Below are 24888 nucleotides of genomic sequence, written 5' to 3'. Positions count from 1 at the left end.
CTGTGCCGCGTGGCAAGGCACAGCGTTTTCAGGAGGCCAGTTTGTCCGCCATTATCTCGGCGTTCAAAGATGTTGATCTCCGCAAGAAGCTGCTGTTCACTCTTGCGATGATCATCCTCTACCGCGTGGGCGCACAGATTCCAACCCCTGGTGTGGATTACGCAAACATCACCAAGCAGATCAAGGATCTGACCAGCCAGAACTCCATGTACTCGCTGATCAACCTGTTCTCTGGTGGTGCGTTGTTGCAGCTGTCCATCTTCGCGGTGGGCATCATGCCATACATTACGGCGTCCATCATCGTGCAGCTGTTGACTGTGGTGATCCCGCGCTTCGAGCAATTGAAGAAGGAAGGATCCACCGGCCAGGCGAAGATGACGGAATACACCCGTTACCTCACCGTGGGACTGGCCATGCTGCAGTCCGCAGGCATTGTGGCGCTGGCTGACCGCAAGCAGCTGCTGGGTCAGGGGATCCCCGTCCTGAAGGACAACGTGGGCATCTTCGGCCTGGTGGTCATGGTTCTGGTCATGACCTCCGGTGCCGTGCTGGTGATGTGGATGGGTGAGCTGATCACCGAGCGCGGTATCGGTAACGGTATGTCCCTGCTGATCTTCGCCGGTATTGCCACCTCCATGCCGGCCCAGGGCATGACGATCCTGAACACCTCCGGCGGCTTCACCTTCAGCGCCGTGGTGATCGGTGTGCTGCTGCTCATCATCGGCGTGGTCTTCATCGAGCAGGGCCAGCGCCGCATCCCCGTTCAGTACGCCAAGCGTATGATCGGCCGTCGCCAGTACGGTGAGACCTCCACCTACCTGCCACTGAAGGTGAACCAGGGTGGAGTGATCCCTGTGATCTTCGCCTCCTCTCTGCTGACTGTTCCGATCCTCATCACCCAGATCATTCAGTCCAATGATCCGGCCAATGCGAACGTGGATAACTGGTGGAACCGCCACGTCATCGCCACCCTGTCCAATCCGGGTGCTTGGCAGTACATCGCGGTGTACTTCGCGCTGATTATCTTCTTCTCCTACTTCTACGTGTCCGTGCAATACGACCCGTATGACCAAGCGGAGAACATGAAGAAGTATGGTGGATTTATCCCTGGTATCCGCCCGGGTCGCCCCACCGCGGAATACCTTGGCTACGTGATGAACCGCCTGCTGCTGGTCGGTTCCATCTACCTGGGCTTGATCGCCGCACTGCCGAACCTGCTGCTGCACATGGGCATCGGCGGTGGTCAGTCCTCGCAGATGCCATTTGGTGGTACCGCGATCCTGATTATGGTGTCCGTGGCTCTGACCACCATCAAGCAGATTGAGTCCCAGCTCATGCAAGCAAACTACGAAGGATTTTTGAAATGAGACTAGTACTTCTCGGCCCTCCAGGTGCTGGCAAGGGCACCCAAGCATCCCTGCTCTCCGACTCCCTGAAGATCCCACACATCTCCACCGGTGACCTATTCCGCGCCAACATCTCCCAGGGCACGGACCTGGGCAAGCAGGCACAGGAGTACATGGACGCTGGAAAGCTGGTCCCAACCTCCGTGACCGCCAACATGGTTCGCGACCGCCTCGCCGAGGAGGACGCCGCCGACGGCTTCCTGCTGGACGGCTTCCCCCGCACCATCGAGCAGGCCGAGCTGCTGGAAGAGATGCTGCAGGACTCCGGACAAGCGCTGGACGCCGTGGTGAACTACGTAGTCTCCGAGGACGTTGTGGTGGAGCGCATGCTGGCACGCGGCCGTAACGACGACAACGAGGACACGATCCGCACGCGCCTGTCCGTCTACCGCGACGAGACCGCGCCGCTGATCGACCACTACGAGGATATCCTCATTAATATCGACGCCGAAGGCACCGTGGAAGATATCTCCACGACAACTCTGGACGCTCTCGATAAGTAAGGCGCGTCGCCCCAAGCAAATCGAAGGCCCTACATCCTGCGTGAACAGTGCGGAATGTGGGGCTTTTGGCGTCGTATAAAAATATCAACAACACAGACAGTAGGGACATCATGGGATTTCGCAAGAAGACAAAGACCATCCCGGCCAAGACCCCAGAGCAGCTGAACAGCATGCAGGCGGCGGGGGAGATCGTCGGCCAGGCGCTGCAGGCGGTGAAGGCCGCGGCGAAGCCGGGCATGAGCACCCTTGACCTGGACGCCATCGCTGAGGACGTTATCCGCAGCGCCGGCGCCACCCCGACCTTCAAGGGCTACCAAGGTTTTCCTGGCTCTATTTGCTCCAGTGTCAACGACATGATCGTGCACGGCATCCCCAGTGCTGACGTGATCCTTAAAGAGGGCGACCTGGTCAGCATCGACTGCGGCGCTACGCTGAATGGTTGGGTGGGGGACTCGGCCTGGACGTTCGGCATCGGTGAACTTGCCGAGGAACATAGGCTGCTGAACGAGGCTACGGAATGGGTGCTGCACCAAGGGATCAAAGCCATGGTCCCCGGAAACCGCCTGACCGATATTTCCTGGGCCCTGGAAGAAGCCACGAGTAAGGCCGAAGTGAAGTTCGGGGTGGATCTGTGGATCGTGGACGGCTACGGCGGCCACGGCATCGGGCAGACCATGCATGAGGATCCGTACCTCGCGAACGAGGGCAGGCCAGGGCGTGGGCCCGTGATCCAAGAGGGAAGCACGCTGGCTATCGAGCCGATGCTGGCGCTGGGCACCGCGGACTCGCGGGTGCTGGATGACGAGTGGGGAGTGGTGACCGTGGACGGCACCTTCGCGTCCCACTGGGAGCACACCGTGGCAGCCACGGCGGGTGGGCCGCGGATTCTCACGCCGCGCGTGTAGGGCGCGGGAGGTACCCAGGGGCGGCAAGGGTGAGTTTCTTTTGCCGAAAACTTTCGTTGTGGCGAATAAGGGGAGTATTCTAAGCGGGACGTTTTTCAAGTTCGCCAGCTTAACCTCCGTGGTCGATGAGCTGGCCCAGAGTGCCCATGGGACTTATCCACTATGAGCGGTAACCGCATCTTTAATTCACTGTTGTTCAAGATCATCGTTGGAATTATCTTGGGCTGCCTGTGCTCCCTGTTCTTCCCTGAATGGCTGGCCCGAGTGTTCGTGACCTTCAACGGTTTGTTCTCCGGCTTCCTGGGATTCTTCGTTCCCGTGCTGATCTTCGGCCTGATCACTCCGGCTATCGCCAGCCTGGGGCAGGGCGCGGGTAAGTGGCTGGGCGTGACCGCAGGCGTGGCCTACCTGTCCACCATCATCTCCGGTGCAGCAGCTTACCTGCTGTCCCAGGCGCTGTACCCCACTCTGCTGGCCACCAGCGATCTGATGGAAGCAGGCGACATTGACAAGGCTGCTCTGTCTCCCTACTTTTCCGTGGAAATGCCCGCTCCATTTGAAGTGATGCCCGCGCTGCTGTTGGCGTTCACCGTGGGTATTGCCATGGCAACGCTGGGTACCAAGACGCTGACCCAGGCCTCCGTGGAGCTTCGCGACGTCATCATGAAGGTCGTGGAGGCGTTCATCATCCCGCTGCTGCCGATCTACATCTTCGGTGTGTTTCTCTCCATGGGCATGAACGGCGTGCTGCTGGAGACCGTGTCCCAGTTCGCCAAGGTACTGGTGCTGGCGATCGTGATGACGTGGGTTGTGCTGCTGGTTCAGTACCTGATCGCAGCTCCACTGTCCGGCCGTAACCCCTTCGTGGCACTGAAGAACATGCTGCCTGCGTACTTCACGGCTCTGGGTACCTCCTCTTCTGCTGCGACGATCCCTGTCACCCTGAAGTCCACCAAGCGCAACGGTGTGAGCGATTCCGTCGCGGACTTCGTAATTCCGCTGTGCGCCACGATTCATCTGTCCGGTTCCATGATGAAGATTTCCCTGTTCGCCTTCGCGGTGGTGTTCATGTCTGGTTCGGAGGTGTCCGCTGGCACGGCCATCGGGTTCATCCTGTTGCTGGGCATCATGATGGTGGCAGCCCCTGGTGTGCCGGGCGGTGCGATCATGGCGGCCGTGGGACTGCTGCAGTCCAACCTGGGCTTCGACGAGGGTCAGGTTGCGATCATGATCGCCGCCTACATTGCCATCGACTCCTTCGGAACGGCCTGCAACGTCACCGGCGATGGCGCCATCGCGATGGTGGTCAACAAGCTGGCCAAGGGCGACCTGCAGGCGGAGAAGCCTGCCGAGCTCGCGCAGAACTAACCGCGGGCACCACGCGAAGTTGATGTTTCTGCAGGTCGCGTGTAATGTTGATCGCTGGTGCACCCACCGTATGGCCTGCATGGGCACATGCGCACGGAGTGAACCAGTAGCAAGATATCACCCATCCAGCGGTTTGAGCTGGGGAAACGTTTGAGGTTATGGCAAAAAAGGAAGGCGCCATCGAGGTTGAGGGCCGCATCGTCGAGCCCCTACCAAATGCGATGTTCCGTGTTGAGTTGGACAATGGCCACAAGGTCTTGGCACATATCTCCGGCAAGATGCGCCAGCACTACATCCGCATCCTCCCAGAGGACCGAGTGGTTGTGGAGCTCTCTCCATACGACCTGACCCGTGGACGTATCGTCTACCGCTACAAGTAAAACGTAAGCCTCCACACATCCAAACGCCGGGAGAGGAACACAGTCCCGGTGTGCAACACCTCTGGCCGCGGCGGCCGGAGCCTCTCCCTTGACGCATCACATGCAGGTTAGTGCATGGCACTGCAGTGAGCTGGAAACGACCAGCATGCTGTCAAGGGCAGGGGATGAGTGTGGAGAAAACCGCCGCTAAACCGGAAGGAACTGCCCTATGGCACGCCTTGCTGGTGTGGACCTCCCACGCGAAAAGCGCATGGAGGTCGCACTGACCTACATCTTCGGAATCGGCCCAGCCCGTTCCAAGCAGTTGCTGGACATGACCGGCATCTCTCCTGACCTGCGCTCCAAGGATCTGACCGACGAGCAGGTTACCGCCCTGCGTGACGCTATCGAGAACACCTTCAAGGTTGAGGGTGACCTCCGTCGCGAAATCCAGGCTGACATCCGTCGGAAGATCGAGATCGGTTCTTACCAGGGCCTGCGTCACCGTCGCGGCTTGCCCGTACGTGGCCAGCGCACCAAGACCAACGCTCGTACCCGCAAGGGTCCTAAGAAGACCATCGCAGGAAAGAAGAAGTAATGCCTCCGAAGACTCGTTCCGGCGCACGCCGTACTGGCCGTCGCGTCGTCAAGAAGAACGTGGCCCAGGGCCACGCATACATCAAGTCCACCTTCAACAACACCATCGTGTCCATCACGGACCCATCCGGTGCTGTGATTTCTTGGGCATCCTCCGGCCACGTTGGCTTCAAGGGATCCCGCAAGTCCACCCCATTCGCCGCACAGCTGGCTGCAGAGTCCGCTGCCCGCAAGGCAATGGAGCACGGCATGAAGAAGGTTGACGTTTTCGTTAAGGGTCCAGGCTCCGGCCGCGAGACCGCCATCCGTTCCCTGTCCACTGCAGGTCTTGAGGTTGGCACCATCGCTGACGTCACCCCTCAGCCACACAACGGTTGCCGCCCACCGAAGCGTCGTCGCGTTTAAGACAAGAAAGGATAGGGATTAAACAATGGCTCGTTACACCGGCCCAGCTACCCGCAAGTCCCGTCGCCTCCGCGTCGACCTCGTCGGCGGCGACAGCTCCTTCGAGCGCCGTCCATACCCTCCAGGACAGGCTGGTCGCGCTCGCATCAAGGAGTCCGAGTACCTCCTGCAGCTGCAGGAAAAGCAGAAGGCAAAGTACACCTACGGCGTGCTGGAGAAGCAGTTCCGTCGTTACTACGCCGAGGCCAACCGTCGCCCAGGCAAGACCGGTGACAACCTGGTCATCCTGCTGGAGTCCCGCCTGGACAACGTGGTCTACCGCGCAGGTCTGGCACGCACCCGCCGCCAGGCACGTCAGCTGGTTTCCCACGGTCACTTCACCGTGAACGGCAAGAAGATCAACGTACCTTCCTTCAAGGTATCCCAGTACGACATCGTGGACGTTCGCGAGAAGTCCCGTTCCATGCTGTGGTTCGAAGAGGCACAGGAGCGCCTGGTTGACGCTGTTGTTCCTGCTTGGCTGCAGGTCGTACCATCTACCCTGCGCATCCTCGTGCACAAGCTGCCCGAGCGCGCTCAGATCGATATTCCGCTGCAGGAGCAGCTGATCGTCGAGCTTTACTCGAAGTAAGAGTTTTTCTTCACTTCGCACCCGTTGTCACCATCCGGTGGCGATAAACTTCTACCGACGTCATATAGCGGTCGTCGACAAAGGAGCACTTCAAGAATGCTTATCTCACAGCGTCCCGCGCTGAGCGAGGAGTACATCGATTCCTCCCGTTCCAAGTTCGTCATCGAGCCACTGGAGCCAGGATTCGGCTACACCCTCGGCAACTCCCTGCGCCGTACCCTGCTGTCCTCCATCCCAGGAGCAGCGGTGACCTCCCTGCGCATCGAAGGTGTACTCCACGAGTTCACCACGATCCCAGGCGTGAAGGAAGATGTCTCAGACATCATCCTGAACATCAAGTCCCTGGTTCTGTCCAGCGACTCCGATGAGCCTGTCACCATGTACATCCGCAAGGAAGGTGCCGGTGCAGTCACCGGTGCAGACATCTCCACCCCAGCGGGTGTAGAGGTCCACAACCCAGACCTGCACATCGCCACCCTGAACGAGCAGGGCAAGCTGGACATTGAGTTGGTTGTTGAGCGTGGCCGCGGCTACGTCCCTGCAGCCAGCGCCTCCAACGAGATTGGCCGCATTCCTGTCGACCAGATTTACTCCCCAGTGCTGAAGGTCAGCTACAAGGTGGAAGCAACCCGTGTGGAACAGCGCACGGACTTCGACAAGCTGATCATCGACGTGGAGACGAAGAACTCCATCACCGCCCGCGATGCCCTGGCATCCGCAGGTAAGACCCTGGTGGAGCTGTTCGGCCTGGCACAGGAACTGAACTACGAAGCAGAAGGTATCGAGATCGGCCCATCGCCACAGGAAAGCGAGCACGTCGCTGCCTACGGCATGCCTATCGAGGACCTCAACTTCTCCGTGCGTTCCTACAACTGCTTGAAGCGCGAAGAGATCCACACGGTGGGCGAACTGGCTGCCCGCACGGAGTCCGATCTGCTGGATATCCGCAACTTCGGCCAGAAGTCCATCAACGAAGTGAAGGTCAAGCTGGCTGGCTTGGGCTTGGCTTTGAAGGATTCCCCAGAAGGCTTCGACATCAACGACATCGAAGGCTACGACGCCGAGACCGGCGAGTTTATCGACACCGAGGGCGAGGACATCGCGGAGTAAAGGCTCACTTACACGCGCTCACCTAAACATCCACACGAGGAGAACACATGCCTACCCCAAAGAAGGGCGCCCGCCTTGGCGGTTCTGCTTCCCACCAGAAGAAGATCCTGGCCAACCTCGCAGCTCAGCTGATTGAGCACGGCGCCATCAAGACCACGGACGCCAAGGCCAAGCTGCTGCGTCCATACGTTGAGAAGATCATCACCAAGGCCAAGCGTGGCACCCTGGCTGATCGCCGCAACGTTGCCAAGCTGATCACGAACAAGGAAGTTGTTGCTTACCTGTTCAACGAGCTGGCTCCTAAGTTCGAAGGCCGTCCAGGCGGATACACCCGCATCATCAAGCTGGAGAACCGCAAGGGCGACAACGCCCCTATTTCCCAGATCTCTCTGGTGACCGAGCCACTGGCTTCCACCGAGGCTGAGCGCGCCACCCGCGCAGCTGCATCCAAGAAGGCTGCAGAGGCTGAGGAGACCAAGGCCGAGGAGACCGCCGCTGAGGAGGCTCCAGAAGTAGAGGCTGACATCGCTACCGACGCCGACGCCGAAGCAGAAGCTGCTGAGGCTGACGCTGAGGAGAAGGCAGAAGAGAAGTAATTCTCTGAAGCTGTGAAGGCCCCGTGAGACCCACGGGCCTGTCTTGCCCAAGGGCGACCACCCGTCACACGACATCCGTGAGACAGGGCGGTCGCCCTTGGTGCATGTATGACGTGCGCCGTACAATAACCCTTATGCTTTCACCGTCCCTTCGTGTCCGCCTGGACATCGCCTACGATGGCACCGACTTCCACGGGTGGGCCACGCAACACGGCCTGCGCACCGTGGCTGGCGTGCTCGAAGAGAAGCTCTCCCTCGTGGTCCGCGAACCCGTGACCTTGGTGGTGGCCGGACGCACCGACGCCGGCGTTCACGCCAACGGCCAAGTCGCCCACGTCGACCTTCCCACCAGTGCGTTCGAGCAACGTTCCCTGACCCGCCCGGAAGACCTGGTCCGCCGTCTGTCCCGCATGCTGCCCCACGATATCCGCCTGCATAGCGCCACTCGCGCCCCTCAAGGATTCGACGCCCGCTTCTCTGCCCTCCGCCGCCACTACATCTACCGGCTCACGACCCACCCGGCCGGGCCTCTTCCGGTGCGGGTGAGGGACACGGCGCGGTGGCGTCGACCCATCGATCTGGACAAGGTGCAGGCGGCGAGCAACGCCATGCTCGGGTTGCAGAACTTCGCCGCCCTGTGCAAGGCCAAGGAGGGGGCAACGACCATCCGCGAACTGCAGCGATTCGAGTGGGTGGATGTATCGACCGACGCCGAGCCTCAGACCTACGAAGCGCACGTCACCGCTGATGCGTTTTGTTGGTCGATGGTCCGTTCCCTGGTGGGGGCAGTGATGACCGTCGGCGAAGGCAAACGAGACGTGGGCTTCGCCGCCGAGTTGATGGGGGAGAAGCAGCGTAGCTCGGTGGTGCCTGTCGCGCCGGCTGAGGGGTTGAATCTGGTGAAGGTGGATTATCCTGCCGATGAGGACCTTGCCGCGAGGGCTCGCGCGACCCGCGCGATGCGCAGTGAGGCGGAGCTCGGCGACAGCGCTGCGGCTGAGACCGACCCAGCTGGCGCAGACACAGGCAGAGAAGAACGGGAGTAGACACAGTGGCTCTTGAACCGACGTGGCACCTGGTGCTCATAGCGCTGCTAGTGTGGGCGCTTCCGGGCGCGCTGCTGTCCATGGCCGCGGGGCTGAAACCGCACCGCGCGTTGGTGGCTGCGCTGCCGGTGACGGCCGGCGTGTGGGGCAGTCTCGCTGCGCTGTATGGCGCGCTGGGTATTCCGTTTACGCAGCTCAGCGCCTGGATCGGAACCGCGGTCGTGGTGCTGCTGATGCTGGGCTGGCAGGTGTTCTTCGGGCGTGCCGCGCGCGCCGCACGGGCACGGCGAGCCACCGGCGGCGGTGAGTTGGGTGAGGCGGGTGAGTTGGCGTCGGATTCAGAAGGGACATCACCACAGCCGGCGCGGGATTGGATGGCAACGCTGCGCACGGTGAGTCGGCCCCTGCTGCCCGCTCTCGGCGTGGTCTCCGGTGCCTACCTGATGATCTCGCGCGGGCTGAACTCCATGGTCAACACGCCGCGCGGGCTGGAGAGCGTGTTCCAGGGGTGGGACGGTCAATGGCACGTCTCCACCATCCGCTTTATCATGGAGACCCACACCGCCAGCTCCACGCACATGGGCGAGCTGCAGAACGTGGAAACGAAAGCGCAGCTGTTCTACCCTGCGGCGTGGCACACCATGGTGTTCATGTTCCGGGAAGCCACCGATATTAGTCCTATCGCGGCCGTGAACATTGGGGCGAAGGTGATGCCGGCGGTGGGGATCGCGCTGACGGTGTCCCTTCTGGCGTGGCTGATGGTGCGCGGAGCGACGCGTCGGGCGGGGTTGGGGACGGCCGTGGCGGCGTTCCTCGCACCCATCATCGCAGCGGGTGTGCTGCCGCTGTATTACGTCAGTTTCTATGTGGGCATGTGGCCCTATGCCTCCGCGATGTCCCTGATCGGGCCGGTTATCTGGCTGTTCTGCCGCATCCCGTCCAGCCCGCGCATGATCGTGCCGGCGGCGGTGGCGCTGGCTGGCGTGGGCATGATGCATCCAGCGCCGATCACGCACATCGTGTTGTTCGTGGCTGTGTGGTGGCTGGGCGAGGGAGTACTCCGCCGGCAGTCGGACGCCAGCTGGGGTGTGACGAACAAGTACCTGGCGCCGGTGGTGTCCCGGCTGCGAGCCACGCTCTACATCGCCGGGGCTGGACTGTGCGCCGTGGCTATCTTCCTGCCCCAGCTGCTGGTGGGGTCCAACCAGACCAGCGAGGTCAGCCAGTTCAACACGGGCGAATCGGACACCACACGCACGGGAAGCTGGATGAGGATCCTGTACCTCCAGACCCGGCACGCGTGGGAATACGGCGTGGACTGGTGGTTCCTGTGGGCCGCAGCGATCGGTGCCGTGATCCTGCTGGCGTGGCGCAGGAACCTGTGGCCGCTGGCCGTGTTCCTGATCTTCGCGGTGATTGCGGTGGATGCGGTGAGGAGCTTCGCGGATCCGCTGGGCGCTATGGCCTCTGCGGTAGGCGCCCTGCACTACAACTCGGCACACCGCCTGGTGATGCCGGTGGCCATCCTCATGATCGTCTTCGCTGCCGGTGCGGTGGGCTTCGTGTTCCATCTGGTGTTCCAGATCATTCCTACGGCGGTGAAGAAGAACGGTCAGAGCATCCCACCATTAGTGGCTTCTACAGTGACCGTGGGGGCAGTGCTCGCCCTCGTGGTGGGGGCGCAGATTCCACCGCAGCACCAGGAGGACAAGACCGTAGGGATGGACCACCTCCTCGCCTCGGCCTACGATCCACGCATGGTGGACACGGCAGACCTGCGTGCCTTCGATTGGCTGGCGACACAGCCCAAGGCCTACGACGGGCTGATCCTGAACAACCCCGACGAAGGCAGCGGCTGGATGTATGCCTACAATGGCCTGCCTGCGCTGCACCGCCACTACCTGTTCCCGTCGGTGGGGCAGGAGTCCGCAACCACGCTGCTGTACTGGCACCCGGACGTCCTGGGCCGGGGTATGCCGCCGGTGCCTGGCTCGCCCGCGGAGGCCGCTCTGGCAGAGGGTCGCTCCGCCAAGGGGCTGGAGGGCGATCGCTCCGACTACAAGAACACGGTGGATAAGGCCGTGGACGAATTAAACGTCAACTACATCGTGTTCGGGCCGCCGCACTTCTGGTCCTGGCAAAAGGACATCATCGGCCAGGGGCCGTTCCTATACGACGCCCCGGGTGTCACCCCGATCTACCAAGACGGGGCGCTCTACATCTACGCGGTGAACGCCCACTTCACCCAGGATGAACTGGATCAGATGGTGAAGGACTCCCCGCGAAAGCCCACGCATCCGCCCGTGCAGGCTCCCGATGCGGTGAACTCTGCGCCGGCGAAGCCTCACGGGGCTGAGCACTAGCGGGGGAGTGGAGCTCCTCGGCATGTGGCATCGCGGGCTGCTCGGTGACTGGCGCGGCAGGCGCGGCGGGCTCACTGACTGGTGTGGCAGGCGCGGTGGGGCGCAGGTCGCAGGAAAAGTGCATGCGCGAGCCGTGGCTGTTGATGGTGGAGTGCCCCAGGGTGCTGTCCACCAGCGTGACCGTGGTGGTCACGAAATGCTCTGGGATCTCGTTGTCCAGCGGTTCCGTGGTCAGAATGACGCGCATAGTGTGGGGATCCCACGCGTCCTCCCAGTGTTGACGAAGGCTGGTGTGGGGCGCCGCGCCGGGCGTCGGGGGAAAAGGATCGGTGGGGTGCGGAGATCGACGGATAATGCTGACGGTGCCGTGGGGCCAGGGGATGGCGGCCATGCAGGCGTCGAGCATCGTGGGATCGCCCGTGATGACCACGGTCGCTCCGGGGACTACGTTGATTCCCATCGAGTGGCCGGTGGAGCCCACCCCCAGGATGAGCGCGGGTAGTGGCTGGATGGTCCATTCGGCGGGCAGACCCTTCATCCACACGGTGGGTTTCGTAGACGTGGGAAGGGCGACCACCCCGCAGCCCGCCGCGGCGAAGGGCACTCGGTGTGCGTAGTCGCTAGAAACGGCTACCACGGTGGTGCTGCGCTGGTGGGCAATCCTGCTGACCGCCCCGCCAGACTGCTGCAGCGACTCCGAAGGATGGTGCACCACAGAAGAATGCCGTAGGTCAGAGGCATCCAGGCCGAGCCCTTGAGCGAAGTGGTTCCCATCAATGTGTGCCACGGGCGCGGAACTTAACGTGGAGGTGGCCACCGCCCACACGTAGAAGATCTGGTGCTCGCTGCGCTGGACAGTGCGCGTGCGCAGAAGGAGCCAGCCTGTCCCCGCGGCGCAGAGCAGCATGATGAACAGAGATAGAAAAAGCATGCGTCCCCCTTGTGCATGTGGCTCTGATCTGTGGCGCTTGAGCGCGAAACTTAGATGTGAAACCCCCAATAGCTATATCTTATACAAAACTATCGACTACTGTCTAGAGATGTGGCATGCTAAAGGCGCGAGTGCACACATGGTTTAAGGCACGAGTGCACACATGATGGAAAGCATGCTGCACCGTGTGCGGGGGCACACGGCAGGTTGATTCTTTGCGAGGGGGAAAGAACGTTATGCGTACCACCGGTATTCAGGTCTCCGGTTTTGGGTTTTTGTTGAGGCGCCTGGAGTTAGCGTTGGTGATTGGTGATGCGCGCATGGCGCATGATCCTTTGCGCAACCAGCGCCGGGCCTTGGCGGTGGGGCTGTTGATGAGCCTGCTGATCGCGGGTGGCGCGGTGATGCTGGGTCTGCTCAAACCGAAGCCCACCTTGGACGGGGATCTGGTGGCGGATGAGTTCGGGGGTCTGCACGTGCGCCTGGGGGAGACGTACCACCCGATCACCAATGTGGCGAGCGCGCGCTTGGTGCTCGGCGCGCCGGTGGATGCCACGAAGTCCACGGCCGATCAGTTGGCGTCGGCTCCCCATGGCGCACCGATGGGCGTGGGGCATGTGCCGGGGTTGGATCAGGCGGAGAAGAGCTCGTGGTTTCTGTGCTCTGGTCAGGGGGAGCTGGTGAGCGTCCACGCGATTCCGGAGGCTGAGGCGCACGAGCACACTCGTCGCGTGGCAGTGGCGACCGCTGGGCAGGAGTTTTGGCTGCTCAATGGGCAAAGCCGCACCTTGGTGGACCCGTCGGCGGCCAGGGCGTTGGGCGTGGATACGGTGGCCGTTAACCAGGGATTCTTGAAGCAATACGATCTGAAGGATCCATCGCTGTTGCCACAGGGGCCAACGGGGCTGCCGGCGCCGTTTGACGAGGCGGGCGTGTTGCTGAACGCCGGCGGCCGCGTGTTCATGACCGCGCCGGGTGGTGTTGCTGAGCTGAAGGGCGCACAGCGAGCCTATGCCGAGGGGCTGAGCGCCGCCCCGCCCCGTGCAGTGGCGCTTGCGGATGTGGTGGCGCAGCCAGGCGCAGACGTGTGGCCGTTTGTCCCGCGCGAGGATGTTCGCGCGAGCGACTGGGCGTCTGCTCCTTACGATTCCTCCTCGCTGCCGTGTGCGGGGCGGCAGGGCACGGCTGTGTTGCCTGCCCCGGAGGGTGCGGCGGCGGACTCTGGGTTCGTGGGGCCACGCGGAACCTCCCCTGTGGTCACGGAGCGTGGATTGTTCTTAATCGACGACGCCGGGCTTCGCTATTCCGTAGGCACCTCCGAAGAATTGTCGGCCTTAGGTTTTAAGGACCCTGTGGGTGTGCCGTGGCGGACCATCGCAGGACTCACGGACGCTGGCCTGCTGAGTGGTACCACTGCGCGGCAGACGATCAGCGCGATGACCACCAGCGAGAGCAGCACCGCTAAGGATACCGGGACGATGTAGCTGGTGGCCTCCGGTGTGAAGGCAACCCCCGTGACCGTGGGCGGCAGCGGCTGCACCGCTGCGTAGGTCTGTGGAACTGCGTGTGTGTCCACGCTAGAGATATCTGTAGCGAGTTGTTGTTCGCGCAGCTGCAGGGCTGCGTTGATTGCGGCTTGGGTATCGACCACTTTGATGGGCTGCTGCATGCCCGGTGCGGCGCCACCGGGCGAGGCTGTGGCCAGCAGGATTGCCGTGATGGTGTCCGCCGTGGCCTGGGGAAGTATCTCCCACACTCGGGCCGCCGTGCCGGAGACCACGGGCGTGGCGAAGCTGGTTCCTATGAAGGGATCTGGTGAGCCCACGAAGGTGGTGACCGCTCCGGGTTCTTTCTCGGGATCCCTTTCCACGCGGGCACTGACGGGGCCTCCGCTGGCGTAGAGCATGGCCCACGGCCCTGCGACGCTGTAATCCGCGGGGACCCGTCCGGTATCGGAGACGTGGTTCGCGCTGTCGCGAGCGTCCACGGCTCCCACTGCCAACACTCCTGGCAAGGACGCTGGATAGGGCACTTGGTCTTCCTCGCACTGACCCGTATTTCCTGTGGATGCGACCACTAACGCCCCTGTGGATTGAGCGCGTGTGATCGCCTCGCGTAGCTCGACGGTATCTTGACAGGCCACCATCGAGATATTGATGATGCGGGCCGGATGCGGTTCTGCAAGGGCTGCGTCGATCGCCGCAACGAGATGGCTCACCGTGCCCTCGCTTCTCTCGGGCGAATCCGAGTGGAGGAACGAGGCGATATGCGCGCCGGGAGCTACTTGCTGAATCACACTGGCCACGGCACTGCCGTGGAGAATACAGAAGTCCCGATCGCCACTGACCCCAGGCGCGGCAGAGCCTGTATCAATCACGGCTATGGGCACATCATGGCCGCTACCGGGGGTGGTGTCCGTGGCGCTGTGATCCACCGGAATCTCTGGGCCGATGAGTCCTTCTTGGCAGGTGTTACTCATCCGATGCCCCTAATGAGACCAAATACGCCGGTGGCATGCAGAGCGAGTGGAACTGCAAGGGCAAAGGCCAGCATCTCTACCCAGTCAATGATTCTTCCCACCATCGGGGAGTTAACGCGTAGCGCCGGAAGTGCAACCAACCCCAGGAGAAGTACCCCGGCCGGGCTATGGAGCGCCAACCACAACCCCACGAGGGCGGCCATTGTGCTGACGGCCACCGCATGAACGGGGCGCGTGCCGCGCGCCGTCACGCCCAGCAGAGCCACCGCGATCAGGAGTGCCATGGTCCAGCCGTCTAGGGGAGCCTTCCACGGCGCTATCTGCACCACGCAGGCACAGATCACCACGCATAACGCGCTGATCAGTGAAGAATGGACGTCCACCACCGCACCAGCAGAAGAGTGCACCGGCTCGCTGAAGATCCCTGTCGCGGGGACCTTGGGAAGCTTGATCTTCTGGATCGCAATGGCGATCTGCCCGGCGTATGCCAGCGCAAAGAGGGTCACCACCAGGGTCACTCCGGGCGAAAAGTTCATGACTGCCGCCAGCATCAGCGTGCATGTGATGACGCGTGCCGCCCCTGCACGCCAGACCATCAGAGCTGCCGCCACACATCCGCACAGCACGTTAATGTGCAGACCCACTCCGAAGGCAACGATGGGGGCGATCCACGAAAAGCGCTGGTCATGCAAGCTCGCGGCAGCAAGGCCCAGCGCGGCTATCGCACCAACAACAACAGTGAGGAGCTGTGATTGATCCCAGTCCCCGGGGCTGTAGAAGTCCACAGGGTGCCACAGTGGTGCGACCTGCCACGTCACCACCGCTGCGATAGCGGCGACGATCCACACCGCGGGGTTGTCGGCAATCGGCCCGCTGAGCTCCTCGACCGCCTCGGCCGGAGGAGCGGGCGCGCTCGCAATATCTAACTCCAGCGCCTCACCCGGTATCACTCCCGCATCCGTCAGCGTGTGTTCAGGCCGTATGCTTCCCACCGCCCGTTTGAGAACCCAGTGTTCGCCCGGCGTGATGTCCTCCACGAGGTGCGGTATGAGTTCTGCGACCGGTATGTGGTCGGCTACTGCAGCATTAATGGTGGTGCCACGACGAGGCACCGATATGCTCACGGCAAGCATGGGCAATCCCTCCCTTGAATGATCCCTGGATGCAACGCACCACCCCTTGGTGCGTTGGTATGTAGCACACCCCCGTGGTGTGCGTGTGAGTCATAGCGTAGCGTGCACGTCCTACATTCGCATTCGCGGTCAACTTTTATGGACCTGACCAGCGCAAATGAGAGCGTTCAATTTTTTGTTGGCAAAACATGATGTTCCATGGCAAGCTGAAAAGCACATGAGCGCGGTCGCGCACGGTGGTGATGGCCCCTCGGGGGAGGGATACGCCACACCCAACACGCTGTGTGCCGCGCTGGATTGGGGGAACATCGATGCAGACTCAAGCGCCACCAACGCTGCCGAAAGATAAGCAGCCATTCATCCGCTTGCTGATGCCTGCGGTCATGCTCGTGGCCGTGGTGGGCATGATCGCCGCCATGGTCCTGTCTGGAGCCGGACGCTCACCCATGACGTTCATCTTTCCGCTGATGATGCTGGGCAGCATGGCGATGATGTTCACGCCTGGGGGCAACGTGGACGAAATCCGTCGATCCTTCCATCGTCATATCGACGCCCTCACGGACGGCCTTAAACGAAAACACGAGCTGCAGCGTCAACAGATGGAGGCCGCACACCCCAACCCTCATACCCTGTGGTCGTATATCCACACGGGGACGGAGGTCACCGCAGAGCCAGGAGTCGTGAGGCTAGGCATGGCCGTGCAGACTCCCGAGGAGATCTTAGAGATACCGGTCAACGACCCGCCGGAGGATCTAGAGCCGGTCAGTGCGATGGGTCTACGTGACTTGGCGATTCGCTATTCGACTATTGAGGCTCCGGTGAGCGTGGACTTGGCGTCGTTCCATTGCGTTGTCATGGTGGGGGACGGTGCGGCCGGGCTGGCGCGTGCGATGCAGGCGCAGGTAGCGATGCAGGACGCGGATGCGTTGACGGTGACGGGGCCCTATGACCAGTGGCTGCCGCACGACGGGCCGCGGACAGTGCGCTTTTGTTCCGGGGAAACTCCGGTGACGGCGGGGTCCGTTGTGGTGGATCCCAGCCCAGAGTGGGTGAACACGGCCATCGCACAGGGGCTCTACCTGCACGTCACCGGTGAGGACGAGGGGTGTGTGTTAAGCGCCTGGACGGTTGATGGTTGGGCGCCATTCGGGGTGGCGGATCAGCTCAGCGAGGTGGAACTGGCTCAGATCTGCCGGTCCCGCTCGACGGTGCGATCAAGCACCTCGCTGCTGGAATTGCAGGGCGGAGATCTGCGAGCGCCGATTGGTTTTAGCGGCTCCCCGGTGTACCTGGACATTAAGGAATCCGCACTCGGGGGAATTGGGCCCCATGGACTGTGCATCGGGGCTACCGGAAGTGGTAAATCGGAGTTTTTGAAGAGTGTGGTGGTGAGCTTTGCCCACAATCACACCGCGGAGGAATTGAACTTCATTTTGGTGGACTTTAAGGGTGGCGCCACGTTTATGGGGCTGGAACGGCTTCCCCATACTTCGGCGGTCATTACCAACCTGTCGGAAGAATCCACCCTGGTAGATCGCATGCAAGACAGTTTGCTGGGAGAGATGCATCGGCGCCAAGAACGGCTCCGTGCCGCCGGGATGCCCACCGCCATTGAATTCAATAAAGCATTTCCTGGGAAAATGCCCGCCCTGTTCATCATTGTGGACGAGTTTTCAGAATTACTTCATGCCCGTCCGGAGTTTGCGGATGTGTTTGCAGCCATCGGGCGCCTGGGGCGCTCGCTGAGGATGCATCTGCTCTTGGCGAGCCAGAGGCTGGAAGAAGGACGCCTGCGTGGCCTGGAATCACACCTTAGTTATCGGATCGCTTTGCGCACCTTTTCGGCGGCGGAATCGCGAGCGGTGATTGGTAGCACTGCTGCCTATGAGCTTCCGCCCACACCGGGCGCGGCCATCCTCAGCGCACAGGACACGATCCGCTTTCAATCGGCTTACGTATCGGGACCGGAGCTTCCGCGTGACCAGCGCCTGGTGCAACTCCTGGGAAGCACAGTCACCGCGGAGACCACCACCTTGGATCTGGTGGTCGAGCAATTGGAAGGCCCTAACCACAACCCGGTCTGGCTGCCACCTCTGCCGGAGACGCTGCACGCCCACGAAGTTATGGAGCCCGTCGCGCCGGGCATCGCCCGGATTGGCCGTGAGGATCTCCCGTTCGAGGGGCTGCAACCCACCTATGACATTGACATCAATCGACGCCACTGGGCCATCGTTGGCCAGCCGCAATCGGGCAAAACGATGACGCTGCGCAGCCTTGTCCTCGGACTCGCGTTGAGCACTCCGGGCCTGGCCATATATGTGTTCGATCCGGGCGGGTCGCTGCGCGATCTTGCGCGGATTCCTCAGGTTGCGGCCGTTGTTGGGGCAAACGGGCTCAGCCGTCTTCTGGATGAGATGGAGCACACCACGGGTGCGCGCCTGCTGGTCATCGATGGGATCGACCAAGTCGGTGACGAGGAGCAACGTCTCATCACGCTGGCCACAACCGGCCTTGAGAAGGGACTGCATGTGGTGGTGACCAGCCTGCGATGGAACCTGCGCCCCAGCCTCCGGGATGTGCTGACAGGGCAGATGGAGCTGCGCATGACACCACTGGACTCGGTGTTTCGCGATGCTCAGAAGAGCTTGCCTGACCTTCCCGGCCGGGGAGTGAGTCATCGGGGAAAGCACGTACAGATAGCATGCAGCACTGCTCAGGATGTGGAGCACGTCCGTCAGGTATGTCATGGGCGCCAGGACGAAGAGTTGTCCATGAGAGTGCTTCCACAACGCATCACGACCCGCGAGGCTGCTGCGCCACATGCGTTCGCCATCGGCGGCCCGCGGCTGGAACCCGTGGCATGGAATTGGATGGAGTTTCCACATTTCGTGGCTGTAGGACAGTCTCGCGCGGGAGCGACAACAACGCTACGCAGCGTGGTGAACAGCATTCGTGCCCGTGATCCGGAGGCAGCGGTGATCGCTACGGATGCTCGGCGAGGACTGCTAGGAATCGACGGATATATGGTGGCACAGGACTTCCGGCAGTGCGTCGAGGACTGGATGAACATCCTGAGGGAGAGGATTCCAGGGCCCGACGTGAGTAGCGAACAATTAGCTGCACGGTCGTGGTGGTCCGGCCCTGAGGTGTTCGTGGTGGTTGACGATTCGGATACAGACCCCGGTCTGGATGTGCTGTTGCCGGTCTTGCCGTACGCCGCAGACATTGGCCTGCACCTGGTTCTCGCTCGCCGTTCCGGGCCCTTCCAACGCAGCAGTTTTCAACCACTCATGCAGGCAATCCGTGACCAGACAGCCTGGTTGTTGCTGTCCGCACCACGGGAAGATGGCCCGATTGCAGGCCAACGATTAGAAAAGCGTCCGCCCGGTAGGGCAATGTATGTGCACTCTGAGCCGTGGGTGGTTCATGTCATTACTCCCGATGGGGCCGAGGCATCCGACGGGCACGAGTGCACGAAGGAGGGGGAGAGATGAGACCTAGCATCAAACAGCGCATGCAGATAAAAGTGAAGCCACCGAGCCTGGAACATACCAGCATCATTGCGCAAGCCATGAGCCTTCAGGAATCAGGCATTTTGCTGCATGGAATGGAAGTCACGGATCTGTCCACGGGCTACTGCACAACCGGATCCGCGGAGATGCAGCAACCCGGCTATTTAACGTTCACACGCGGTGACAACTCCCTGGCGGACGCGGTAAGAGAGGATGCCGGGGCAAGCCAGTACAGCGCGGTGGACTATCCGTACAGGGCTACCGGCTTAAGTATGAGGCGCCTCGAGAAACTGCTCGTTCTGGTGAAAGACGTTGCTGCCCAACGAGAAGCCAACAAGGAATGGGCCAGCGTCAATCCGCCGGCACCACGCAACGCCTTCCCCTGGGGGCTGGGCTTAGATAAACCCGACATCCTGGTGACGAAGGACACCGAGGCGGCCGAGGGAATTATTGCCTTCCTTCGACAGCGAGGGTTCCGCGCGAGGAAAGTGGACCCGTCAGAGGCCTGTGAGATTCTGGCTGACTTGCGCGAGATAGAACTTGAACGGGAGCACGGACGTGAAGAGGAGGAGTATCAGGAGCCTGACCAGGAAGAGTCTGGAGCATGGGGCGACTACGTTGGTTCGCGGGTGTCTAAGAAGTTTGTGCTGGCTGCCGCCGCTATCGCATTGGTGAGCCTCGCAGGCTTAGCTGCGATATACCTGCCCGGTAGTACTCGAGAGGTTACGGCGAGCGAGGCGGCGTCGGATAGTAGTGCAGGAAGGTCTGGCACGTCCACGTCGTCCGCGGCGCCGAGCGCAGCAGCACAGCAGCAGGCCGCAACTCAGGGGAACGGTAAGGGGAAGGAGCAGCATCCGCCATCGGCAGAAAAGCGAGCCTTTGAAGAGCATCGCAAGTCAGGGGACAACGCCCCGGCACCAGCGGCAGAACGTGCAGCCATTCCCGTGGCCATCGACGTAGCAGGTTGGCGGCGCGTGGGCGCTACCCAGGGACGGGAAGAGTTCATGTCGGATGATCCAGACATGCGCATCCTGGTAGCGGCGGCGCCGGCACCCGTGGAGTCGCAAGAGCAACTGGACCAGGCGGTGCTCACCGCGATTGAAAAGGCCAGGCGCGATACCGGGAAAAGTGACTTGGAAGTGGTGGGGGTGTCCCCAGCCGCGTACAAGGAAATGCACCCTACGTCGCACACGCAATGGACCGTTCGGCTGGTAGACGGGCACCAAATGTCCGTGGGCTGCCAGATCCGAGACACCGGGGACGTGCCTCCACGCGTGGCGGATGCCCGGGGGAAAGCATGCCAGCAGGCGATCGACACCGCACGCCTGGAACGTCTGGATCGCGCCGGGACATGATCGCGCTGACGTTGGTGGTGGGCGCTGCACTACGTGCGTTGGTCAGCATGCATGAGGAAGAGAGGGCGTTTGGGGGAGAGAGGTGCCGAACCCATGGGCCGAGCATAAGAACAAACAGGTAGCACCAAGTCCAACTAATGCGCCCATCATTACCGACGCAGACACCGGCCGCGAACTCTGGCGTGTCCAATACCGCGCCCTGACGAGGTTAGTCATGGCCGTCTTGAATTCAAACAAGGAGCCGCATAGCTCGCACCACGTACAAAAATATGAGCAGAGAAAAGAAGTGATCGGTACTTTCAAACAGCTTTTGAATGTTCATGTTCAGAGCAGACCGATGAATCTGGCAATCAGGATAGGACTCTCACTGTTGAGATGTAGAGTAGGTGGTTTGGATTGTGATCGCGCCTATTTCTTTCAGGGATTTCCATATTGACGCTATTAGAACATTTTGTATGGCTTGTATTGCTGCTGTTTTTAGCAAGAATGTCTGGCATGCCCAGTTGACGTATGACGCCATGTCATGTTATGCTAGTTGTCGCGCAGAGTAAAGCGCGCTATAAAGGGAAGTTAACAATGTGAATTGTGTCTATATTGTCAGCCACGCTGACGCTGGTAGTCGCAGTCATCATTTTTCTAGATACCAGGAATAAATAAAGAAGTCCCCACCCGCAAGGTCTAGCTGGGAGGGGGCTTCCCGCCAGAACACGCGAAAGGATACGCTAATCATGCGTTTCACACTCCTCGGGGCATGTGCAGCCACAATCATGACACTGGCTGGAGCCTCTGCTTTCTTCATTCCCGCCTTCCTTGCCGTCGGATACGCCATCGACCGCAATCAAAAGGTAGCCAGCTAATGCGCCCTATCATTATGGATGCTGATACCGGGCGGGAACTCTGGACAGGTGAAGACTGTGCAGACCACGTCGGCATCACGCCTGCAACATGGCGTAACTACAGCGCCAATCACCGAACTCCTGCTTATGTGGCCACAATTCTCGGAAAAACCCGTCTTTGGGACGCCGAGGACGTTAAGGCTTGGCACGCCAACCGTCCTGGCTCTCCCGTTAAAAACCATCCAACCGCTCATGGCAAGCATTAAAAAATAGAAGAAAGCCGAAGGCTGCGCCCAGTCGAGACCAGTCATGTCTGCCTCCAACTCAAGCAAGGCATCATGTGGCCCATGTCACGTACAAAAAATAACCAGAGACAAAGACGTAATCTGCACTTTCAAACAACTTGTGAAAGTGCTTTCTCGAAGCGGATCAGTGAATTATACAATCTCGATATGATTCGCACTGTTGGGGACAGGGAAAGCGGCACGGATGGCAATCTCACTAATCGATTTCCTGTCTTTCCATTGTTTTGGAATTTTCCCTTGTGGGGAGAGTAGCGGTCATCGTCGGCTCGCGCATCCACGTCGGGACTCCAAAATATATAAGGAACGTACGGTAGTCGCGAGTTGTGCGTTGACCCGAGCTTCCCGAGGGGCACCGTCCATGGGGTACGGCACGTCGCGGCTGAGCTACTCGTGTTAGAAGGTGCGAACGTGACGATGGTGCAATGCCAACTTAGCCACGCTCGGGCTTCACTGATCCTGGATGCTTATGCCGACCTGGCTAGCGCGGCGTCCGCGATGTACTGCTCGTTTCGAGCATTGGTGTAGCGCTCGTGTGAATAAGGAGTTAGTTCTGTTTATCCAGGTCAGGGGTGTTTAATGGGAGGGGTTGAGCTGTGCAGAGGGGGTAGCAGCAAAAAATTTTTTAAAAAGTGTGAACCTTTTGCGGGCTTCCGGAGTCTAACAAAGGGAGACAAACGCCGCGTGACGCGTTTGCTCGTTACACACAACAGTCACGATGACAAGACTCACGTCAACAAGAGCAGGGGGAACCTGATGAGTTTTAAAACTGATGTCGCCACCATGACCTCGGCGGCAAGCAACGTAGACAACATCAATGGGGAAGTGCAAGGCGAACTGAGCCGTCTGCAAAACGTGGTGGACAGCGTGTCAGGCGCATGGAAGGGGCAAGCGCAAGGCGCATTCCAAGGCCTGATGGAGCGCTGGAACCAGTCTGCACGCGAACTGAATGAGGCTTTGATGAGCATCTCTGACAACCTTCGGGCCAATGCACACGCATTCGACGACACGGAAATGGCCAATGCTGCAGCCTTCAACGGCTAAACGTCGCCAGCCACCGTTGTGGCCGCAGCCTTCAACGGCTACACCACGCTGTCACACTTGTGACACTTCAACCACCTAGGGGGATACATGATCCATTACAACTTTGGAACCATCGCGCAAGCCGCCGATGACATCAACCGAACCAACGGAAACATCGACCGCATCTTGGGAGACCTCAAGTCCCAGCTGCAGCCACTCGTTGCCGAATGGGAAGGAGAAGCAGCCGAGTCCTACAACGCAGCCCAAGCAAAATGGGATAAAGCCGCAGCGGAACTCAACCAGATCCTGGCGCAGGTGTCCACAGCAGTGCGTCAAGCCAACGACCGGATGAGCGAGATTAACCAGAGCGCGGCGCGAAGCTGGGCTTAAGGAGGGCTATCGAACACACGCTAACTAGTTGTTCTTCGTGGTAAGGGCAGCGGCCCCACGGACGTGACGTCAACGCCGGAGAGGTGAGAAGGCGTCACGGGTGGGGTCGCTGACCTGTGCGCGGTGCTCGCTGGCCTGTGTGCGGGGAGCCTTTGACATCTGCGTGAGAGAAGATATCGCCGATGCGGGTACATCTGCATCAATTTGGGTACATCCGCAGCATGCCGTAATATTAGCGAGGTTGTGATCCTCACGAAGGGTCAGCAGACGGGTCTCCACCGGCCGCCGTCTGCAATCTACGCACGTAGATCCAATTCTGGCTGGCAGTTCCAAGAAGACCAAGGAGTCCCTCTGTGACTACTTTCCACCCAAAGAGCGGTGACATCTCCCGTAAGTGGTATGTCATTGACGCTACTGATGTGGTGCTTGGCCGTCTTGCTGTGACCGCAGCTGACCTGCTGCGCGGCAAGAAGAAGCCATACTTTGCACCAAACGTTGACTGCGGTGACCACGTCATCATCATCAACGCTGACAAGGTACACATTTCCTCCAACAAGCGCGATCGCGAGATGCGCTACCGTCACTCCGGCTACCCAGGTGGCCTGAAGTCCATGACCCTCGGTCGCTCCCTGGAGCTGCACCCAGAGCGCGTTGTGGAAGAGGCAATCCGTGGCATGATGCCACACAACAAGCTGTCTCGCGCTTCCCTGAAGAAGCTGCGCGTTTTCGCTGGCCCAGAGCACACCTTTGAGGCTCAGAAGCCAGAGACCTACGAGATCAAGCAGGTGGCACAGTAATGACTGAGTACAACGAAGAAAACTACACCGCTGCAGACGCAGTGAACGAAGAGTTCGTTGCAACCATCGGTGATGCTGTTGCAGCTGAGAACACTGAAGAAGCTGCCGTTGAGGCAGCACCAGCGCTGTTCGAAGGCACCATCCAGACCGTTGGTCGTCGTAAGGAAGCAGTTGTCCGCGTCCGCATGGTTCAGGGCTCCGGCCAGTTCATCTGCAACGGCCGCACCCTGGAGGACTACTTCCCCAACAAGCTGCACCAGCAGCTGATCAAGGCACCACTGGTGCTGTTGGAGCGCGAAGAGCAGTTCGACATCGTTGCAAACCTGACCGGTGGTGGACCATCCGGCCAGGCAGGCGCATTCCGCCTGGCTATCGCCCGTGCTTTGAACAAGTACAACCCTGAAGAGCGCAGCGCCCTGAAGAAGGCAGGCTTCCTGACCCGTGACGCTCGTGCTGTTGAGCGTAAGAAGGCCGGTCTGCACAAGGCACGCCGTGCACCTCAGTACTCCAAGCGCTAAACCTTATCGCTGGTGCGCTCAGCCCATGGCTGCGTAGCTTGCGTCAGAGCACGCTATGCTAGCGCGCAGTAGAGCAGTGAGTACAAGGGCCTGGTGCCCGATAGGAAACTATCGGGAGCCAGGCCCTTTCGCTGTGTCACATCGCACCCCAAGCCTCCAAAGAGAAGGATTATGCGACAAAAAAATGTGCCTGCTGCCGGGGGCGTCGCGGTCGTTTTAGGAAGTGCCCTGGCACAACCATAGGATTATTTCGCTCTTCCGAGATTTTGTCCTGGGGAAATGCACAAGAACCGCAACAAAGTCCTATGGTCGTGCCAGCAATC

20 protein-coding genes and 1 pseudogene are annotated in these 24888 nt (G+C 60.6%); 19 read left to right on the top strand and 2 right to left on the bottom strand.

Going from position 1 to position 24888, the window contains the following annotated elements; all coding sequences use genetic code 11:
* The first annotated feature begins 41 nt into the window (after positions 1 to 41).
* The 13 genes from secY to GC425_RS04095 all read left to right on the top strand — a co-directional run bounded on the left by secY (position 42) and on the right by GC425_RS04095 (position 13704).
* Positions 42 to 1367 (top strand): preprotein translocase subunit SecY, encoded by a 1326-nt coding sequence (secY, locus tag GC425_RS04155; RefSeq protein WP_151842146.1) that lies wholly within the window; start codon positions 42 to 44, stop codon positions 1365 to 1367.
* Entirely contained in the window at positions 1364 to 1909 is a 546-nt protein-coding gene (locus GC425_RS04150) for an adenylate kinase (protein WP_151842145.1), read from the top strand. The genes secY and GC425_RS04150 overlap by 4 nt, the downstream gene beginning before the upstream one ends.
* Before the next feature lie 110 nt (positions 1910 to 2019).
* Complete coding sequence (map, locus tag GC425_RS04145; RefSeq protein WP_151842144.1) at positions 2020 to 2814, top strand: type I methionyl aminopeptidase; 795 nt, start codon at positions 2020 to 2022, stop codon at positions 2812 to 2814.
* Positions 2815 to 2976: 162 nt separating this feature from the next.
* The gene (locus tag GC425_RS04140; RefSeq protein WP_151842143.1) at positions 2977 to 4182 is read left to right on the top strand and encodes a dicarboxylate/amino acid:cation symporter; all 1206 of its coding nucleotides are present in this window, start codon (positions 2977 to 2979) and stop codon (positions 4180 to 4182) included.
* A gap of 158 nt (positions 4183 to 4340) precedes the next feature.
* Positions 4341 to 4562 carry a translation initiation factor IF-1 gene (infA, locus tag GC425_RS04135; RefSeq protein ID WP_005519800.1) on the top strand — a complete coding sequence of 74 codons (222 nt, stop codon included), beginning with the start codon at positions 4341 to 4343 and terminating at the stop codon, positions 4560 to 4562.
* Between the two features lie 208 nt (positions 4563 to 4770).
* Positions 4771 to 5139, top strand: a complete 369-nt coding sequence (gene rpsM, locus GC425_RS04130; RefSeq protein WP_151842142.1) for a 30S ribosomal protein S13 — start codon at positions 4771 to 4773, stop codon at positions 5137 to 5139.
* Positions 5139 to 5543, top strand: coding sequence for a 30S ribosomal protein S11 (gene rpsK / locus GC425_RS04125; RefSeq protein ID WP_151842141.1), 405 nt, complete (start codon positions 5139 to 5141; stop codon positions 5541 to 5543). Before rpsM ends, rpsK begins: the two co-directional genes overlap by 1 nt.
* 25 nt (positions 5544 to 5568) lie before the next feature.
* Positions 5569 to 6174: a 30S ribosomal protein S4 gene (gene rpsD / locus GC425_RS04120; protein ID WP_151842140.1), complete on the top strand. Its 606-nt coding sequence runs from the start codon at positions 5569 to 5571 to the stop codon at positions 6172 to 6174.
* 96 nt (positions 6175 to 6270) lie between these two features.
* On the top strand, positions 6271 to 7284 hold the full coding sequence (locus tag GC425_RS04115) for a DNA-directed RNA polymerase subunit alpha (protein ID WP_151842139.1): 1014 nt from the start codon (positions 6271 to 6273) through the stop codon (positions 7282 to 7284).
* Positions 7285 to 7331: 47 nt separating this feature from the next.
* Positions 7332 to 7880 carry a 50S ribosomal protein L17 gene (gene rplQ, locus GC425_RS04110; RefSeq protein WP_151842138.1) on the top strand — a complete coding sequence of 183 codons (549 nt, stop codon included), beginning with the start codon at positions 7332 to 7334 and terminating at the stop codon, positions 7878 to 7880.
* 134 nt (positions 7881 to 8014) lie between these two features.
* On the top strand, positions 8015 to 8926 hold the full coding sequence (gene truA, locus GC425_RS04105; RefSeq protein ID WP_151842137.1) for a tRNA pseudouridine(38-40) synthase TruA: 912 nt from the start codon (positions 8015 to 8017) through the stop codon (positions 8924 to 8926).
* Positions 8927 to 8931: 5 nt separating this feature from the next.
* Entirely contained in the window at positions 8932 to 11289 is a 2358-nt protein-coding gene (locus GC425_RS04100) for a DUF6541 family protein (protein WP_151842136.1), read from the top strand.
* Between the two features lie 1167 nt (positions 11290 to 12456).
* A complete protein-coding gene (locus GC425_RS04095; protein ID WP_151843731.1) occupies positions 12457 to 13704 on the top strand; it encodes a type VII secretion protein EccB in 1248 nt (415 codons plus the stop codon).
* Between the two features lie 215 nt (positions 13705 to 13919).
* Here GC425_RS04095 and GC425_RS04090 read toward each other — a convergent pair.
* A pseudogene (locus tag GC425_RS04090) lies at positions 13920 to 14699 on the bottom strand (S8 family serine peptidase); the annotation flags it as partial.
* Positions 14696 to 15832, bottom strand: a complete 1137-nt coding sequence (locus tag GC425_RS04085; RefSeq protein WP_151843733.1) for an EsaB/YukD family protein — start codon at positions 15830 to 15832, stop codon at positions 14696 to 14698. The pseudogene GC425_RS04090 and the gene GC425_RS04085, both read right to left, overlap by 4 nt.
* A 311-nt stretch (positions 15833 to 16143) precedes the next feature.
* Here GC425_RS04085 and GC425_RS04080 point away from each other — a divergent pair, with 311 nt between their 5' ends.
* The 6 genes from GC425_RS04080 (at position 16144) to rpsI (ending at position 24565) form a co-directional block, all read left to right on the top strand.
* Complete coding sequence (locus GC425_RS04080; protein WP_151843734.1) at positions 16144 to 19326, top strand: FtsK/SpoIIIE domain-containing protein; 3183 nt, start codon at positions 16144 to 16146, stop codon at positions 19324 to 19326.
* A complete protein-coding gene (locus GC425_RS04075) occupies positions 19323 to 20699 on the top strand; it encodes a type VII secretion-associated protein (protein ID WP_151843735.1) in 1377 nt (458 codons plus the stop codon). The genes GC425_RS04080 and GC425_RS04075 overlap by 4 nt, the downstream gene beginning before the upstream one ends.
* A 1894-nt stretch (positions 20700 to 22593) precedes the next feature.
* A complete protein-coding gene (locus tag GC425_RS04065) occupies positions 22594 to 22881 on the top strand; it encodes a WXG100 family type VII secretion target (protein ID WP_151842129.1) in 288 nt (95 codons plus the stop codon).
* Positions 22882 to 22968: 87 nt separating this feature from the next.
* A complete protein-coding gene (locus GC425_RS04060) occupies positions 22969 to 23250 on the top strand; it encodes a WXG100 family type VII secretion target (RefSeq protein WP_151842128.1) in 282 nt (93 codons plus the stop codon).
* A 353-nt stretch (positions 23251 to 23603) separates the two neighbouring features.
* Positions 23604 to 24047 (top strand): 50S ribosomal protein L13, encoded by a 444-nt coding sequence (gene rplM, locus GC425_RS04055; RefSeq protein ID WP_151842127.1) that lies wholly within the window; start codon positions 23604 to 23606, stop codon positions 24045 to 24047.
* Positions 24047 to 24565, top strand: a complete 519-nt coding sequence (rpsI, locus tag GC425_RS04050; RefSeq protein WP_151842126.1) for a 30S ribosomal protein S9 — start codon at positions 24047 to 24049, stop codon at positions 24563 to 24565. The genes rplM and rpsI overlap by 1 nt, the downstream gene beginning before the upstream one ends.
* Positions 24566 to 24888: the final 323 nt, after the last annotated feature.

Source organism: Corynebacterium sp. zg254 (genome assembly GCF_024701495.1).
Lineage (GTDB): Bacteria > Actinomycetota > Actinomycetes > Mycobacteriales > Mycobacteriaceae > Corynebacterium > Corynebacterium zhongnanshanii.
This window is presented reverse-complemented; position numbering and strand designations above follow the sequence as displayed.

Bases quoted from the DNA above. Each gene is read 5' to 3' on its own strand.
- GC425_RS04115 (WP_151842139.1), top strand. From the start codon at position 6,271: ATGCTTATCTCACAGCGTCCCGCGCTGAGCGAGGAGTACATCGATTCC.
- GC425_RS04060 (WP_151842128.1), top strand. From the start codon at position 22,969: ATGATCCATTACAACTTTGGAACCATCGCGCAAGCCGCCGATGACATC.
- rpsI (WP_151842126.1), top strand. From the start codon at position 24,047: ATGACTGAGTACAACGAAGAAAACTACACCGCTGCAGACGCAGTGAAC.
- GC425_RS04095 (WP_151843731.1), top strand. From the start codon at position 12,457: ATGCGTACCACCGGTATTCAGGTCTCCGGTTTTGGGTTTTTGTTGAGG.
- GC425_RS04080 (WP_151843734.1), top strand. From the start codon at position 16,144: ATGCAGACTCAAGCGCCACCAACGCTGCCGAAAGATAAGCAGCCATTC.
- rpsM (WP_151842142.1), top strand. From the start codon at position 4,771: ATGGCACGCCTTGCTGGTGTGGACCTCCCACGCGAAAAGCGCATGGAG.
- rpsD (WP_151842140.1), top strand. From the start codon at position 5,569: ATGGCTCGTTACACCGGCCCAGCTACCCGCAAGTCCCGTCGCCTCCGC.
- truA (WP_151842137.1), top strand. From the start codon at position 8,015: ATGCTTTCACCGTCCCTTCGTGTCCGCCTGGACATCGCCTACGATGGC.
- GC425_RS04075 (WP_151843735.1), top strand. From the start codon at position 19,323: ATGAGACCTAGCATCAAACAGCGCATGCAGATAAAAGTGAAGCCACCG.
- map (WP_151842144.1), top strand. From the start codon at position 2,020: ATGGGATTTCGCAAGAAGACAAAGACCATCCCGGCCAAGACCCCAGAG.
- rplQ (WP_151842138.1), top strand. From the start codon at position 7,332: ATGCCTACCCCAAAGAAGGGCGCCCGCCTTGGCGGTTCTGCTTCCCAC.
- GC425_RS04085 (WP_151843733.1), bottom strand. From the start codon at position 15,832: ATGCTTGCCGTGAGCATATCGGTGCCTCGTCGTGGCACCACCATTAAT.
- GC425_RS04140 (WP_151842143.1), top strand. From the start codon at position 2,977: ATGAGCGGTAACCGCATCTTTAATTCACTGTTGTTCAAGATCATCGTT.
- GC425_RS04065 (WP_151842129.1), top strand. From the start codon at position 22,594: ATGAGTTTTAAAACTGATGTCGCCACCATGACCTCGGCGGCAAGCAAC.
- GC425_RS04150 (WP_151842145.1), top strand. From the start codon at position 1,364: ATGAGACTAGTACTTCTCGGCCCTCCAGGTGCTGGCAAGGGCACCCAA.
- rpsK (WP_151842141.1), top strand. From the start codon at position 5,139: ATGCCTCCGAAGACTCGTTCCGGCGCACGCCGTACTGGCCGTCGCGTC.
- infA (WP_005519800.1), top strand. From the start codon at position 4,341: ATGGCAAAAAAGGAAGGCGCCATCGAGGTTGAGGGCCGCATCGTCGAG.